Raw genomic sequence first — 12,919 nt, 5'->3', positions numbered from 1 at the left:
AGATGTGTATAAGAGACAGGTGTTATACTGGTATTAAGTACCAAAAGTAAAACCTCGACAGGTAGAACTGTCGGGGTTTCTATGTTGTTGAAAAAACAATTTTGTTAATATCCATTTTATGAGTTTTCAGTTAAAATATTTCTAATTCAATGAATCCGAGATGGAGGGATGTTCAATGTTCTTTACACTTTCTCTTCAAACAAGAGTGTGAACACCACTATTCGACGTAGCGCTGTTCGTTTAACTTATACTCTTCCAACAACTCAATATTTCTTCTATTAACAATGTACTCTTGAATATGATTTCCGATATTCGCGTAGAGGGGAATTTTGTGTAGCTCAGCTATTGGCAACCATTTCACACCCATCTGATGAGGATCTGGTGTTGCAGGTAGCTGTGGCACGGAGCCCTCTTTTCGTTTACATTCAAACATCATGACTAATGTATGCGTATCACCGTACTTTCTTTTATTAAGATGTGGCGCATATTCATAGACAAACGCTAATGGGCCAACCTCTACATCCACACAAGCTTCCTCCTTCGCTTCCCTCACAACCGCCTCGCTAAGTGATTCATTTGGTTCTGCTCCACCCGCAGGCAAATCATAAACAAGCCCTCTAATCGGGTCATTGTATTCTGTTAATAATATTTGATTATCTTCAATAATAACTGCCCCTGCACGTACCCTTATATGAAACTGCATTTAATCCCACTCCCTATAATGATATACTTCAATTCTACAATATTAATCTTTTCTTGAAGCATTTGATATTCAACTATTTTAGCAATAAGGGGGACTTTTTAATGGAAAAATGGGATATATATGATCAACATCGTCAGAAAATTGGAAAGCAAGCAACACGTGGTGAGGCGTTAGCCAAAGGGGAGTTTCATGTAGTTATACATGTTTGTATTTTCAATTCAAAAGGAGAAATGTTAATCCAGCAACGCCAGCCCTTTAAGCAAGGTTGGTCGAATCTTTGGGATATTACTTGTGGAGGCAGTGCCATTGCAGGTGATACAAGTCAACAGGCTGCTGCACGTGAATTATTTGAAGAGCTTGGCATTCAGTATGATTTCGAAAATATTCGTCCACAATTGACGATTAATTTTGAACGGGGCTTTGATGATTATTATTTAATCGAGCATGAGGTTGATTTGAGCGCATTGATACTACAGCCTGAGGAAGTACAGGCTGTCAAATGGGCTTCTCAAGAAGAGATTTTTACAATGATGGAGGACGGGACATTTATTCCATATTATAAAAGTATAATTGGCTTTCTTTTTGAAGGAAGGCATCGTTATGGTTCAATTCGTTTATAAGAAATATACCCTACATAAATCCCTCACTTTATTTCCTATATCAAAGTGAGGGATTTTCTTATTCGTTACGTCTATATTAGTAAATGGAGGTGAAGTCGTTGTCTTTTGAAGATATTTATAAGCACTACAGTGAAGCTGTTTTTCAATACATATATTTTTTAGTCGGTCACCAAACGTTGGCAGAGGATTTAATGCAAGAAACATTTATAAAAGCATATCGCAGTATGACACAGTTCAAAGGACAGGCTACCTATCAATTACGCCTCGGCGTAATTGTGTCCGGATTTTTTCGAGCTCGCTCGAAAAGCTCCTCTTCAAAATCCGTGACATCCGCCGGAGGCTTTTATCTTAGTTCAGTAAGTATTTGCACACCCATTGAACTTAGGAAAAACAGGAATTATTCCTCTCTCCATTGAGGAAGAGTCTTCTGCTTAACTAAGATAAAACTTGGCTGATTACCATTGCTCGCAATACAACATATGACCATTTTCGCAAAAATAAATGGGTGAAGCTGATTCCCTTTTTAAAGGAGCATGAGGAACTCGATTTTACGTATGCACCTGAAAGCTGGCTTTTAGACAATGAACAAAATCGTGAGTTTTATGAAATGCTCGGCCAGTTGAAATATGAGTACCGCGAGGCCATCGTCTTAACAAAGCTAGAAGGCTTTAGCGTAAAAGAGGCAGCTAGCATTTTAAATTGGAACGAGAAAAAAGTTGAAAATGCGGTGCTACGCGGCGTAAAAAAGCTCAGTGCACAACTTGGAGGTGAAGAAGATGAGAGATGAAAACTTTAACAATGTTGCCCGCAAGCCTTTATCCTCTGATATAAAAGAGAAAAGATGGCAAGCAATCTCAGCAACTATCGACAAGGAAAAGCAAAAAAATCGCCTTAGCTACTATAGCGTGTTAATCGTATTTGGCTGTATCCTATTCTTTTTCATTCAAACGCTCCAGACACCGCAACAAATAAAAGAACAGACTGCATCTGTCAGCGAACTTGGCACAATTACCGAGGCAATATTTTTAAGGAATGAGAGACCCGAGAAAATCTTGAATCTAACATCTCCCTTGTATATTGGTCGCACTATCATTACAAACAACAATGAGCTCGAAAAATTACAGCAACTATTTGCACAAGCAACATTAGAGCCTATCGAGAGAGAGCTATCAACATATGAATATTCTCAAGATTTATTATTGCAATTTGCGAATGGGGAAAGCCGTTATGTCAAAGTCGTTGCTGGCCCCTTGTTTTCACCTTATGAAGTTATTGATATGGAGCTCAAGCAACGCTATGTGTCTGAAGTAGAGGGTTTTCCGTATGACGTGACATCAATAAAATACAATAATGAAGATTCAAATTTTTTAATGAGACTGCCTATCAGCTTTTCTATTATTGGTGTAACGCTTTTATTTATACAAAGAAGAAAGAAAAAACTCAAACCGACTGTTGTAAAAGGAAAAATTATGATTATTACAGGTATAATAACGCCTATTTTATTTACAGCACCTATTATGTTTGGACACTATATTTTTGGCGCACATCATCTTGGTATCATTGCACTATGTATTGTTGGAGCTCAAGTATTCCCAGCTTATATTTATGAAAAATGGGGAAATGTAAAAGCGGATTGGTTTGGCCTATTGCTCTTTCTTGTCTCCACCTTCATCGCGTTCGGGATTTTAGCTTTATAGCTTTTCTCTGAATTCAGCCCTTTGTACAATAGTTCACTGACAGACGATATAGTAGTATTTTGATACAAGTAGCACAAAGGAGCGATGATATTGGATATTTTAAATACCGTATTAAAAACAAATAAACTGAATGAATTAAAATATTTTTATAAAGATAAATTAGGCTTCACATTAGAAAGCGAAACAACAAATAGCTTTAAAATTAAATTTGGTAGCAGTGCTATTGAATTCAATAGTAGCGGTGTGAAAGGCAGCCCGTACTATCATTTTGCATGTGATATTCCTTCAAATCAATTTGAAGAAGCAAAAGAATGGATTAAACAGCGTACGGATCTTTTAACGGAAGATGGTGAAGACGAAATAGATTTTACTAATCTATCTGCAAAGTCACTTTATTTTGAAGATCCTGCGGGAAATATCGTTGAATTCATAGCTAGATTAAAAGATAATCCACCTAGCAATCAGCCATTTTCTCTAAAAAGCATACAAAGGCTATCTGAAATGAGCTTAGTTGTGCAAGATAAAATGGCAGTTGCTGAGAAGTTGAAGGCTTTTCACATTGTAAATCGCGATGATACGGAAATTGCGCCTGATTCTTTATCTTTTATGGGAGATCAAAAAGCAAAAGTATTTTTATTGCTTACTAACCCTGGGCGAAGATGGTTATTTTCCAACAAGATATCTACCGTTTTCCCTTTAGATATTACTTTAGATTCTGGCATTTTAATAAGCGTAAACGATAAAAATGAGTTTGATATCTGCAAAGAAGCTACTTGAAAAGATACTACCTTTTCAAGTAGCTTCTTTATACAATTATGTACCCTAGTTCAATTCGCACTTCGCGATTTTCAATATCTTTATTGGAATAGCTCATCAAATCACAGCCGATAGCCAAAAAGAGATTTGACAATATGTTGAAAATCTATTAAGGTAATACATAATAAAAGCATACAAATTCGTTGACGAGAAAAAGTAATGTTTCGTATTGTTCTACAGAAAGCTGACGCTGTGATGAAAGTCAGTGTTCAATTGTTACATGAAAATCCTCTCTGAGAAGGCGCGCTGAAATGTAGTAAGCAACCCCGGGTGTCTACCGTTAAAAGGAACACGTATGATTGTACGTTGCTAAGTGCTATTGGATCGTTCAATAGAATTAGGGTGGTATCGCGAGCTAACTCGTCCCTTTACTTAGGGACGAGTTTTTTGTATGCCTTTTATACAAATTCGTATAGGAGGAAGAAAAATGGAAAAGGAAACATTGCAGCAAAGAGAGGCAAGGATTCTCTCGTATTGGCAAACAGAAAATGTTTTTGAAAAATCTATTGAAAATCGCAAAAATCGTGACTCCTTCGTTTTTTACGAAGGTCCCCCTACAGCCAATGGGCTACCACATGTAGGGCATGCGCTAGGTCGCACAGTGAAGGATGTCGTCGCGCGTTATAAAACAATGCAAGGTTTTTTAGTGGAACGCAAAGCTGGTTGGGATACGCATGGTTTACCTGTCGAGTTAGGTGTAGAGAAACAGCTTGGCATTTCAGGGAAGCAAGAAATCGAGCGTTACGGCATTGAGCCATTCGTACAAAAATGTAAAGAAAGCGTCTTTACGTATGAAAAGATTTGGCGCTCCTTTACAGAGCAATTAGGTTACTGGGTTGATATGGATCACCCTTATGTGACACTGGATAACAGCTATATTGAAAGCGTCTGGCATATACTGAGCAAAGTTCATCAAGATAAACTGCTTTATAAGGGGCATCGTGTATCACCTTATTGTCCTAGCTGTCAAACCTCACTTAGCTCACATGAGGTGGCGCAAGGCTATAAAGATGTAAAGGATTTATCTGCAACCGTTAAGTTTCAGCGAATGGATTCCAATGAAATCTTTTTAGGCTGGACGACAACACCTTGGACTTTACCAGCCAATGTTGCGCTTGCCATGAACCCCAATTTAACATACGTGAAGGCACAACTTGATGATGAGGTTTTCATTGTCGCAAAATCGCTTGCTCTTACTGTATTAGGTGAAAATGTGACGATTTTAAGTGAGCATAAAGGGATTGAATTTGAGCAAATAGCCTATAAGCCACCTTTTAACTATATTTCAGTTGAGCAAGGTCATGTTGTCGTAATGGCGGACTATGTAACAGAAACGAGCGGCACGGGTATTGTGCATATCGCCCCTGCACATGGTGAGGACGATTACCAAACAGTTAAAGAGCACGGATTATCCTTTGTGAATGTCGTCGATTTACAAGGACGTTACACAAGTGAGATTTCTGATTTGGCAGGTCGCTTTGTTAAAGATTGCGATGTGGATGTGATTAAGCTATTAGCGGCTAGCAATTTATTATTCCATAAAGAAAAATACGAGCATAGCTACCCTCATTGCTGGCGCTGTGATTCACCGCTATTGTACTATGCGACAGATAGCTGGTTTATCCAAATGTCCACACTAAAAGAGCAATTGCTTGCTAACAACAATACAGTCACTTGGTATCCTGACCATATTAAAGAAGGTCGATTTGGCAAATTCCTTGAAAATGTAGTCGATTGGAATATTAGCCGCAATCGCTATTGGGGCACACCGTTGAATGTTTGGATTTGTAAGGATTGTGGGCATGAGGAAGCACCTGAAAGCGTAGCGGCATTACGTGCATTGGCACAGCAGCCTTTACCAGAGGATTTGCATAAACCATATATTGATAATGTCGTATGCACATGTCCAAAATGTCACGGAGCCATGCAGCGTACACCAGAGGTTATTGACGTATGGTTTGATAGTGGTTCTATGCCCTTTGCACAGCATCATTATCCTTTTGAACAAGAGGCTTTTCACAAGCAATTCCCAGCGGATGTTGTCATCGAAGGGATCGACCAAACGCGCGGCTTCTTTTACAGTCTACTTGCCGTATCAACGCTTTATAAAGGGCAAGCACCTTACAAAAATGTCCTGTCTTTAGGTCATGTATTAGATGAGCAGGGACAAAAAATGTCAAAAAGCAAAGGCTATGCATTAGATCCGATTGATTTAATCAACAGCTATGGCGCAGATGCTTTGCGCTGGGCATTGCTAGTAGATAGCTCGCCTTGGAATCCAAAGCGTTTTTCTACAAAAATTGTGCAGGAAGCAAAATCAAAGCTCTTAGATACGCTAGAAAATACATTTAGCTTTTATCAGCTTTATGCCGGAATCGACCAATTCACATTTGACGCTTCGCGGCAAGGCACACCAACATTATTAGATAAATGGGTGTTATCGCGACTGCATACAACAATTGCAAAAGTAACAACGCATATGGATGATTATCAATTTACACAAGGCTGTCGAGAAATTGCGAAGCTGATGGATGATGTAAGTAACTGGTATGTTCGCAGGTCACGCCAACGCTTTTGGGCTTCTAGCTTTTCCGACGATAAAAGAGCTGCCTTCAATACATTGCATATAGTGTTAAGTGACGTATGTAGGCTACTCGCACCATTTACACCGTTTATCACAGAGCATATTTATATGCAACTTCACAATGAAAGCGTGCATTTACAAGATTACCCGACTGCTAATGTAACGTGTATCAATGTAGAGCTTGAAGAGGAAATGGCAACAATCGTCAAAATTGTCGAGCTAGGCCGTAGCATTCGCAATACGGAAAATTTAAAGGTGAAGCAACCGTTAGCCGAAATCATCATTGGCTCCTCTCAAAACCTAAGCAATTGTAACGCAATCATTCAAGATGAGCTAAATATTAAAAACATACAATGGCTACCTTCTACAGAGGCATTCGTCGAAACAAGCTTGAAGCTAAACTTCAAAGCGGCTGGTGCTGCGTTTGGCAAGCAAGTTAATGCGGTGAAATCCTATGTGGAAACAATGTCAGCTGCAGAAAAAAATACGCTCCTGCGTGAAGGAAATTTAACGATTCAGCTTACAGAACAAGCCGTCACGTTAGAGCAATCCCATTTATTAACTGAATCGCTTGTCAAAAATGGCTATGCCTTAGCGGAGGACGGTGCCTTACAAGTATTACTTTATACACATTTAACAGATGATTTAATTGCAGAAGGATATGTGCGTGACTTCATCCGCTATATCCAAGACCAACGCAAACAATTAAATTACCCAATCGAAAAATATATCGATATGCAAATTATTTGCTCACCAAAGCAACAAGCAACCCTTCAGCAATTTGAAGCATTGTTAAGAGCTAATGTATTAGTAAAGGAAATTCAATTCGTCCCCTCTTTCAATAATGTGTCTGCATTTTACTATACGTTTGCACAGGAAGAACTGAAATTTAGCATGGGATTAAATTAAAAAAAGAGCTGTGTGGATACTTTTCACACAGCTCCCTCTAATCTAAATCCACTAAAATGACTTCATCGTTCAAGGGAAAATATTGATACTTCCAGTAGCTTGTATCATTACCCTGCTCTTTTATAAGCGTAATGAAATAGCTTGCTGACGTTACTTCTCGCTCAATTTGCTTATCACTTACATCCTGCTGATGAGGAATAATGTCAAACTTTGAAGAATAAATGATACCCTCTCTCTCAACAGGCTTTTCATCAGGTTGTAAATTTGGAAAATCAGGATGATGCACCAACGCTTTTTTTAGCATTTCTACATTATAATTGTGCCAAGGTTGGCTCTCTTCACTAGATTTCTTATGTGAGGAGCTACAACCAACTAAAACTAAAATCAACAAACTTATGAATAATAGTTTCTTCATTTGATTACTCCTCCCAGATCATCAAAATACAAATGTTGAAACAATGAAAACAATAGGCATTAATAAAACTATTATGACAATAATCGGAATAACCACTGTCAAAAATGCTTTCCATATGGAAATTTGGTGTGCCTCTGCCACAGTTGCTACGGAAATACCGAAAGACCATACACTCACAAAAAATGTTAGCAACAAAGTCGGCAAGAAATACCAAGGAATGGGTCCAACATACGCTGTGTTAATTAAAGATTCCGTTGCTGTCATTAACCACACGCTGTAAAAAGGAATTAAAATAACATAAGGTATAACAGAAAGGCTGATGCCTTTAAACAATTCATTATACGTAGCTCCCCCATCAAACACGCTACCAACCTTCAAATATAGCCATGACAAAATACTATTCCCAATAAAAGCAACAACAGGAGCTAACACAATACTTCCAATTAAAAGCCACACTGATGCCATAACAAAGTCACTCTCACGCAAGCTTGCCAATAATGAGCCAATATAGCCAAGAGTCAAAATAAGCATCGTATAACCTGTAGATTTATGATCAATTACATAACGAGCTGTTCGTTTAGGCTGTAACCAAGTGCTAATAAGTGGATTCATCATTACTACCTCCCCAGAATATAGTTGTTATTATAATATACGGATATATTAGGAAATAGTTTCAGAAAGACATTGCTCAAATAGTTCTTTTTTTGTAAAATTGTATATATTATAATTCCTTATTCTAGTTTTATTATAAAAAATTGGTGTAGTTCTGTATAATTTATTGGAACTCATATATGACAAGGAGGATATGTAGTAAATGAAAAAGAGACTAAATATATTGTTGACCATATTTATTATTTTTTTGGCTTCATCGACTAGTTCAACAGTAAGTGCAACCCAAAACACGGTCAATCCAAATGAAATGATGGCAACGATTGAAGTGCTGTCTACTTACCCAAGAGGACATGACAATGAAGAAAAGGAGCTTGCAAGAAAACTCATTATAGACACATTCAAAAAATATGGTCTTACTGTGACGACCCAAACATTTGACGCAGAATTTTTCGATTGGGAAAAGACCAAAGAAGGTAGGGACAATCCTTTCAGCACATATTCCGCTGTTAATATTATTGGTACACTTTCACCAAATACAACGGTCAAAACGGAGGATATTTTAATCATTGGAGCGCATTATGATGGCATAAAAGATATTCCAGCAGCCAATGATAATGCTTCTGGTGTCGCTGTCATGTTGGAGCTTGCGCGTTTATTACACAATGTACCTAGCGACACAGAAATACGTTTTATTGCCTTTGATGCAGAGGAAGATGGTTTACTTGGGTCGAAGCATTACGTTGAACAGCTAGGAGCTGATAGTGATAGAGTTATTGGTATGCTAAATTTTGATATGCTAGCGGCAAAAAAGGAACAAAACGTGAAAATCTATTCTGCTGATGGGGAAGAAAGCTTCTTATCTGACCTATTAAAAAACAATGAAAACTATAAAAATATTCAAGTACGCGAATATGACAGCGGTGGAACAAGTGACCATGCCTCTTTTCATCCAAAGGCAATCCCGAACTTATTCTTCTCTCACCCAGCTGTACATGGAGAATACCATAATGAAAATGACACAACCGAGCATATTAGCCCTGATATGCTCGCATATGCCGCGGATGCAGGTCAAGTAATTGCTCGACAAATTATGAGTGAGCAAACGCCAACCTATCAAGCAATAGCACGACCTATTATTGACAATACAGTATATCCACTTGCACATACGGTGAGAATACCGTTTGGTTCGAAAAAAGAGGTAGAGGAAGCAACTGGTATTTACTTCACCCAAGTACCCTCTGATGACAATATGGCAAAATATCAGGCAACTATTCAATTATTTGATTTACCACAACCCTTAACATTGACTGCTACTAGTCATTGGGGATGGTTCAGTTCGCCTATGATAGATTTTCATGATACAGGCATTTCATTGGAAGAATTAACAACAATGATGAATCAAAAATTCGGGAAAACCGAGCTTGAGAATAGATGGGACAATATTTATGGAAACGCTTATTATATCGAATATGATGAACAAGAAAATATTTTTATAATGTATATCAATTCATATGAAGCTGAGATGGAAGGCTATACGCTTGTCAATAACGAGCTTGTTCGTATGGAATCGGCAAGCGCAGCGAATGAAATTCATATTTATAAAGAGGATGGGAAACTAGTAAGAGAGGAAGTTATCAATAAGCCATCTGACACACTACCTGTAACAGAACATGCCAAGCAAGCATGGGAAAAAATAAAGCCTCTGCTATCTACAGAGGAAATAGCAGAAATCAGCTTTATCACGATTGGGTCTGATGGTATAGGTGGGCGTACATCCGTTAATATGGAAAACTACTTATCCGAACCAGTAGAGGAAGTATATGAGCCGAATGAAGACTTGCCAGAAGATTATACGTATACTATATTCAACCATCTGGATGGAGTACATCTTTATCTTGACTATATCGATTTAACAAATCCGTTAGGCAATAGCTATAATGAAAAGGATGCGTTAACAAATGTAACGATGGCACGAGCGATGAAAGCACAAATTTTCCCTTATGAGCTTCGTAAAGATTATTATGCAGATATCAAATGGAACGACTTTTCTAAGCTTGTTGTCGCGCTACTTTTACAAAAAACAGATTGGGAATTTGATATGATACAATCGTCATGGTTGGAGGATGCGTCCAGTGCATTATATGAGTTTGGTATTTTAGAGAGTGCTAGTGAAACAGAATTTGCTCCGAATGACACGATTACGCGTGAAGCGGCTGCCGTTATTCTTCATAAAATATATCAATATATGGATATAAAAGATGATTCTAAAGATGGTCAGCCAACGCTTTACAATGATGATAGCGACATATCTACTTGGGCGAAGGAAAGCGTCTACCATATGCAGCTTGCTAAAATTATGAGTGACATCGAGAATAATTTATTTTTACCTCAAAGCAATTACACGCTAGAACAAGCAGTTATCACGTTATTAAACTTATATGAGAAAAAATAAAATGGATGAGGGGAAACCGATTGTTTCCCCTCATCCATTTTTGACTACCTTTATATAAAATAATTGAATAATAATAATAAAATGATAGCCATTGCTGTAAAAGCATAATAAGCTATTTGTGTTTTACTTAGAATTTTTCTATTCTTCTCACTAGGGCGAAATGATTACTGTTGAAAATAGAACTGCCATCAAGGTTTTGTAATATCTTATCACCGCCAATATACTTTTTCTGGAAACTAAAAATTCCCTCACACACTACTATGAGGGAATGGACTTGATGTACGGACAATTTATATTTCTTTTTAATTATAAATCGTCTTTTGATTATACTTAACATATTTAGAAAAGAACTCTATTAAATAATGTGTAACCTTTTTGGAGAAAGGATACAAAACAACTCCAACACCACATAAAATAACACTCAATACAGTTTGTAACATTTCAAAGTTTTGCAGACCTGTTACGTTAGCTCCTAACAATAATAGCGGAGACACAACAAATGACAAAGTAATTGCCCAAAGTGCGATTAATAGCCCAATCGCTGCAATAGCAACGCCTGAAAATAGCACAACATTAAAACAAACAACACCAAATAATGCGAACCAATTGATTTTTTTCATCGCTTTTCCCTCTTCTTTCTCCTGAGTTTTTTCTTTTGTTTCAGAGAGTAAATCATCAATGGATAATCCATACAAATTGCTTAACTCCTGTAGCACAAAAATATTCGGCACAGTCTTATTTTGCTCCCATCTCGAAACAGTCTGCCTCGTCACATATAGCTTTTTTGCCACATCCTCTTGAGTTAAATTATTCATTGCTCGTGCATTTTTTAGCGATTCTCCTAATGACATTCAATACCTCTCCTTTACCATTCCAATATAGCCTCTTGAGAAAGAGGAATAAAGCAACAAAGCTGTTACATCAAACATGTTATACACTTGTTACACCCATCTATTTACATTATATCCTCTCATAAAGAGAATGAAAGCAACAAATCTGATACATAGGGCATGTAACAGATTTATTGCTTTCGTAAATTTACTTATAATCAATTAGGAGTCTACCCGAAAAACCGCAATCCTTTATGATATGATTGCGGTTTAACTTTACTTATTCAGTTAATGCAATTTTTATATGTGCTAGATGATGCTCTTCATGCCAAGCTAGCTTCGCAATTTTTGCTGAAACTGGCACTTCACCATTTATTTGATGTGTAAACACTCGATTTAATTGTTCTTCTGTTAAAGTTTGTCCTAAAGAAACAACGCGTGCATTAATTCCCTCTAACATTTTAATAGAACATTCTACAGGAAGCTTCGTATCTGGTTGAATCGCCCATTCTTCTTCATTAAAAGCAGGAATTGTCGGATTATCATCTGTTAAAGCGAGCTTCAAACGTTGATACATATTCAACTGAGAATCTGCAATATGGTGCACAAGCTGACGCACTGTCCATGCACCTTCACGATACGTTTTTTCTAACTCCTCATCGCTCAACGAACCTACAGTTTCCCCCAGTCGCACTGTATACGTTGCAATTTCCTTTAACCATCCTTGAATATTCTCAATCGTTACTTTTTCTGGAACTTGCAATTGTCCAATTGGGTGTTTTACATCCATTTTCAAACCCCATTTCTTTATTGTCTGTCTTAATTATAAGTGAATAAACCGTAGTTTTTCAAATATTCTATTTTCCAATCCACTTTACCAATATAAGTATTTAGTGGTATAGTTAGAGAAAAAAGAAGAGTTAAACATGGACATTACACATATTACGCAAAACATCAATCAAGTCCTTCGACAAGCGCAATTCATTGGCGTAGGCTCAACAAGAAAAGTATATCGCTTTACAAATGTCGCCATTAAAACATTTTTGCATCCAATCGGCTACTCACAAAGCCAAAATGAACTACATATGTATAATCTATTGGTAGCTCAAGGTTTAGCTGATCATATCGCACCGGTTCTTTATTTAGATGAGCAATATATGTTTCAACCATATTTTGAACAACTTCCACTAATCAATTACGCCTCAGCGTAATTGCGTCGGGATTTTAAATTGTGCTTGCACAATTGACTCCTTTCAAAATCCCTGACATCCGCCGGAGGCT

13 protein-coding genes and 1 other annotated feature are annotated in these 12,919 nt (G+C 37.4%); of the genes, 8 read left to right on the top strand and 5 right to left on the bottom strand.

Annotation, left to right across the window (positions count from 1 at the left end; all coding sequences use genetic code 11):
- Window positions 1-217 precede the first annotated feature (217 nt).
- Entirely contained in the window at window positions 218-703 is a 486-nt protein-coding gene (locus C9J34_RS16040; protein WP_107841194.1) for an NUDIX domain-containing protein, read from the bottom strand.
- A 101-nt stretch (window positions 704-804) separates the two neighbouring features.
- Here C9J34_RS16040 and C9J34_RS16035 point away from each other — a divergent pair, with 101 nt between their 5' ends.
- The 6 genes from C9J34_RS16035 to ileS all read left to right on the top strand — a co-directional run bounded on the left by C9J34_RS16035 (window position 805) and on the right by ileS (window position 7,329).
- Entirely contained in the window at window positions 805-1,323 is a 519-nt protein-coding gene (locus C9J34_RS16035) for an NUDIX hydrolase (RefSeq protein WP_107841193.1), read from the top strand.
- Between the two features lie 98 nt (window positions 1,324-1,421).
- Window positions 1,422-1,739, top strand: coding sequence for an RNA polymerase sigma factor (locus C9J34_RS16030; RefSeq protein WP_193769038.1), 318 nt, complete (start codon window positions 1,422-1,424; stop codon window positions 1,737-1,739).
- A gap of 35 nt (window positions 1,740-1,774) precedes the next feature.
- Window positions 1,775-2,110 (top strand): sigma-70 family RNA polymerase sigma factor, encoded by a 336-nt coding sequence (locus C9J34_RS16025; protein WP_107841191.1) that lies wholly within the window; start codon window positions 1,775-1,777, stop codon window positions 2,108-2,110.
- Window positions 2,100-3,020, top strand: a complete 921-nt coding sequence (locus tag C9J34_RS16020) for a hypothetical protein (protein ID WP_107841190.1) — start codon at window positions 2,100-2,102, stop codon at window positions 3,018-3,020. The genes C9J34_RS16025 and C9J34_RS16020 overlap by 11 nt, the downstream gene beginning before the upstream one ends.
- 90 nt (window positions 3,021-3,110) lie before the next feature.
- Window positions 3,111-3,797 carry a hypothetical protein gene (locus tag C9J34_RS16015; RefSeq protein ID WP_238600679.1) on the top strand — a complete coding sequence of 229 codons (687 nt, stop codon included), beginning with the start codon at window positions 3,111-3,113 and terminating at the stop codon, window positions 3,795-3,797.
- A gap of 173 nt (window positions 3,798-3,970) precedes the next feature.
- Window positions 3,971-4,207 (top strand) — a binding site (T-box leader).
- 56 nt (window positions 4,208-4,263) lie between these two features.
- Window positions 4,264-7,329, top strand: coding sequence for an isoleucine--tRNA ligase (gene ileS / locus C9J34_RS16010; protein WP_107841188.1), 3,066 nt, complete (start codon window positions 4,264-4,266; stop codon window positions 7,327-7,329).
- A gap of 37 nt (window positions 7,330-7,366) precedes the next feature.
- Here the strand turns inward: ileS and C9J34_RS16005 are convergent, their stop codons facing one another.
- Together C9J34_RS16005 and C9J34_RS16000 are read right to left on the bottom strand one after the other, a co-directional pair.
- Window positions 7,367-7,744, bottom strand: coding sequence for a hypothetical protein (locus C9J34_RS16005; protein ID WP_107841187.1), 378 nt, complete (start codon window positions 7,742-7,744; stop codon window positions 7,367-7,369).
- Between the two features lie 21 nt (window positions 7,745-7,765).
- On the bottom strand, window positions 7,766-8,356 hold the full coding sequence (locus tag C9J34_RS16000; protein ID WP_193769037.1) for a YIP1 family protein: 591 nt from the start codon (window positions 8,354-8,356) through the stop codon (window positions 7,766-7,768).
- Window positions 8,357-8,558: 202 nt separating this feature from the next.
- Between C9J34_RS16000 and C9J34_RS15995 the strand changes: the two genes are divergently transcribed.
- Window positions 8,559-10,808 (top strand): M28 family peptidase, encoded by a 2,250-nt coding sequence (locus C9J34_RS15995; protein ID WP_107841185.1) that lies wholly within the window; start codon window positions 8,559-8,561, stop codon window positions 10,806-10,808.
- Window positions 10,809-11,110: 302 nt separating this feature from the next.
- On the opposite strand, the gene C9J34_RS15990 is transcribed toward C9J34_RS15995, so the two are convergent.
- Together C9J34_RS15990 and C9J34_RS15985 are read right to left on the bottom strand one after the other, a co-directional pair.
- On the bottom strand, window positions 11,111-11,659 hold the full coding sequence (locus C9J34_RS15990) for a helix-turn-helix domain-containing protein (RefSeq protein WP_107841184.1): 549 nt from the start codon (window positions 11,657-11,659) through the stop codon (window positions 11,111-11,113).
- Window positions 11,660-11,918: 259 nt separating this feature from the next.
- Window positions 11,919-12,428 carry a YfiT family bacillithiol transferase gene (locus tag C9J34_RS15985; protein ID WP_107841183.1) on the bottom strand — a complete coding sequence of 170 codons (510 nt, stop codon included), beginning with the start codon at window positions 12,426-12,428 and terminating at the stop codon, window positions 11,919-11,921.
- 136 nt (window positions 12,429-12,564) lie between these two features.
- Between C9J34_RS15985 and C9J34_RS15980 the strand changes: the two genes are divergently transcribed.
- The gene (locus C9J34_RS15980; RefSeq protein ID WP_107841182.1) at window positions 12,565-12,849 is read left to right on the top strand and encodes a hypothetical protein; all 285 of its coding nucleotides are present in this window, start codon (window positions 12,565-12,567) and stop codon (window positions 12,847-12,849) included.
- The last annotated feature ends 70 nt before the right edge of the window (window positions 12,850-12,919 follow it).

The organism is Metasolibacillus meyeri, assembly GCF_003049505.1.
In the GTDB taxonomy this organism is placed as follows: domain Bacteria; phylum Bacillota; class Bacilli; order Bacillales_A; family Planococcaceae; genus Metasolibacillus; species Metasolibacillus meyeri.
Note: the sequence above shows the minus strand (reverse complement) of the source record. Positions and strands in the feature narration are given on the sequence as shown.

What these genes read in the sequence shown, in the direction of transcription:
- C9J34_RS16040 (WP_107841194.1), bottom strand. Translation starts at nt 703, where the DNA reads ATGCAGTTTCATATAAGGGTACGTGCAGGGGCAGTTATTATTGAAGAT.
- C9J34_RS16035 (WP_107841193.1), top strand. Translation starts at nt 805, where the DNA reads ATGGAAAAATGGGATATATATGATCAACATCGTCAGAAAATTGGAAAG.
- C9J34_RS16020 (WP_107841190.1), top strand. Translation starts at nt 2,100, where the DNA reads ATGAGAGATGAAAACTTTAACAATGTTGCCCGCAAGCCTTTATCCTCT.
- ileS (WP_107841188.1), top strand. Translation starts at nt 4,264, where the DNA reads ATGGAAAAGGAAACATTGCAGCAAAGAGAGGCAAGGATTCTCTCGTAT.
- C9J34_RS16005 (WP_107841187.1), bottom strand. Translation starts at nt 7,744, where the DNA reads ATGAAGAAACTATTATTCATAAGTTTGTTGATTTTAGTTTTAGTTGGT.
- C9J34_RS16000 (WP_193769037.1), bottom strand. Translation starts at nt 8,356, where the DNA reads ATGAATCCACTTATTAGCACTTGGTTACAGCCTAAACGAACAGCTCGT.
- C9J34_RS15995 (WP_107841185.1), top strand. Translation starts at nt 8,559, where the DNA reads ATGAAAAAGAGACTAAATATATTGTTGACCATATTTATTATTTTTTTG.
- C9J34_RS15990 (WP_107841184.1), bottom strand. Translation starts at nt 11,659, where the DNA reads ATGTCATTAGGAGAATCGCTAAAAAATGCACGAGCAATGAATAATTTA.
- C9J34_RS15985 (WP_107841183.1), bottom strand. Translation starts at nt 12,428, where the DNA reads ATGGATGTAAAACACCCAATTGGACAATTGCAAGTTCCAGAAAAAGTA.
- C9J34_RS15980 (WP_107841182.1), top strand. Translation starts at nt 12,565, where the DNA reads ATGGACATTACACATATTACGCAAAACATCAATCAAGTCCTTCGACAA.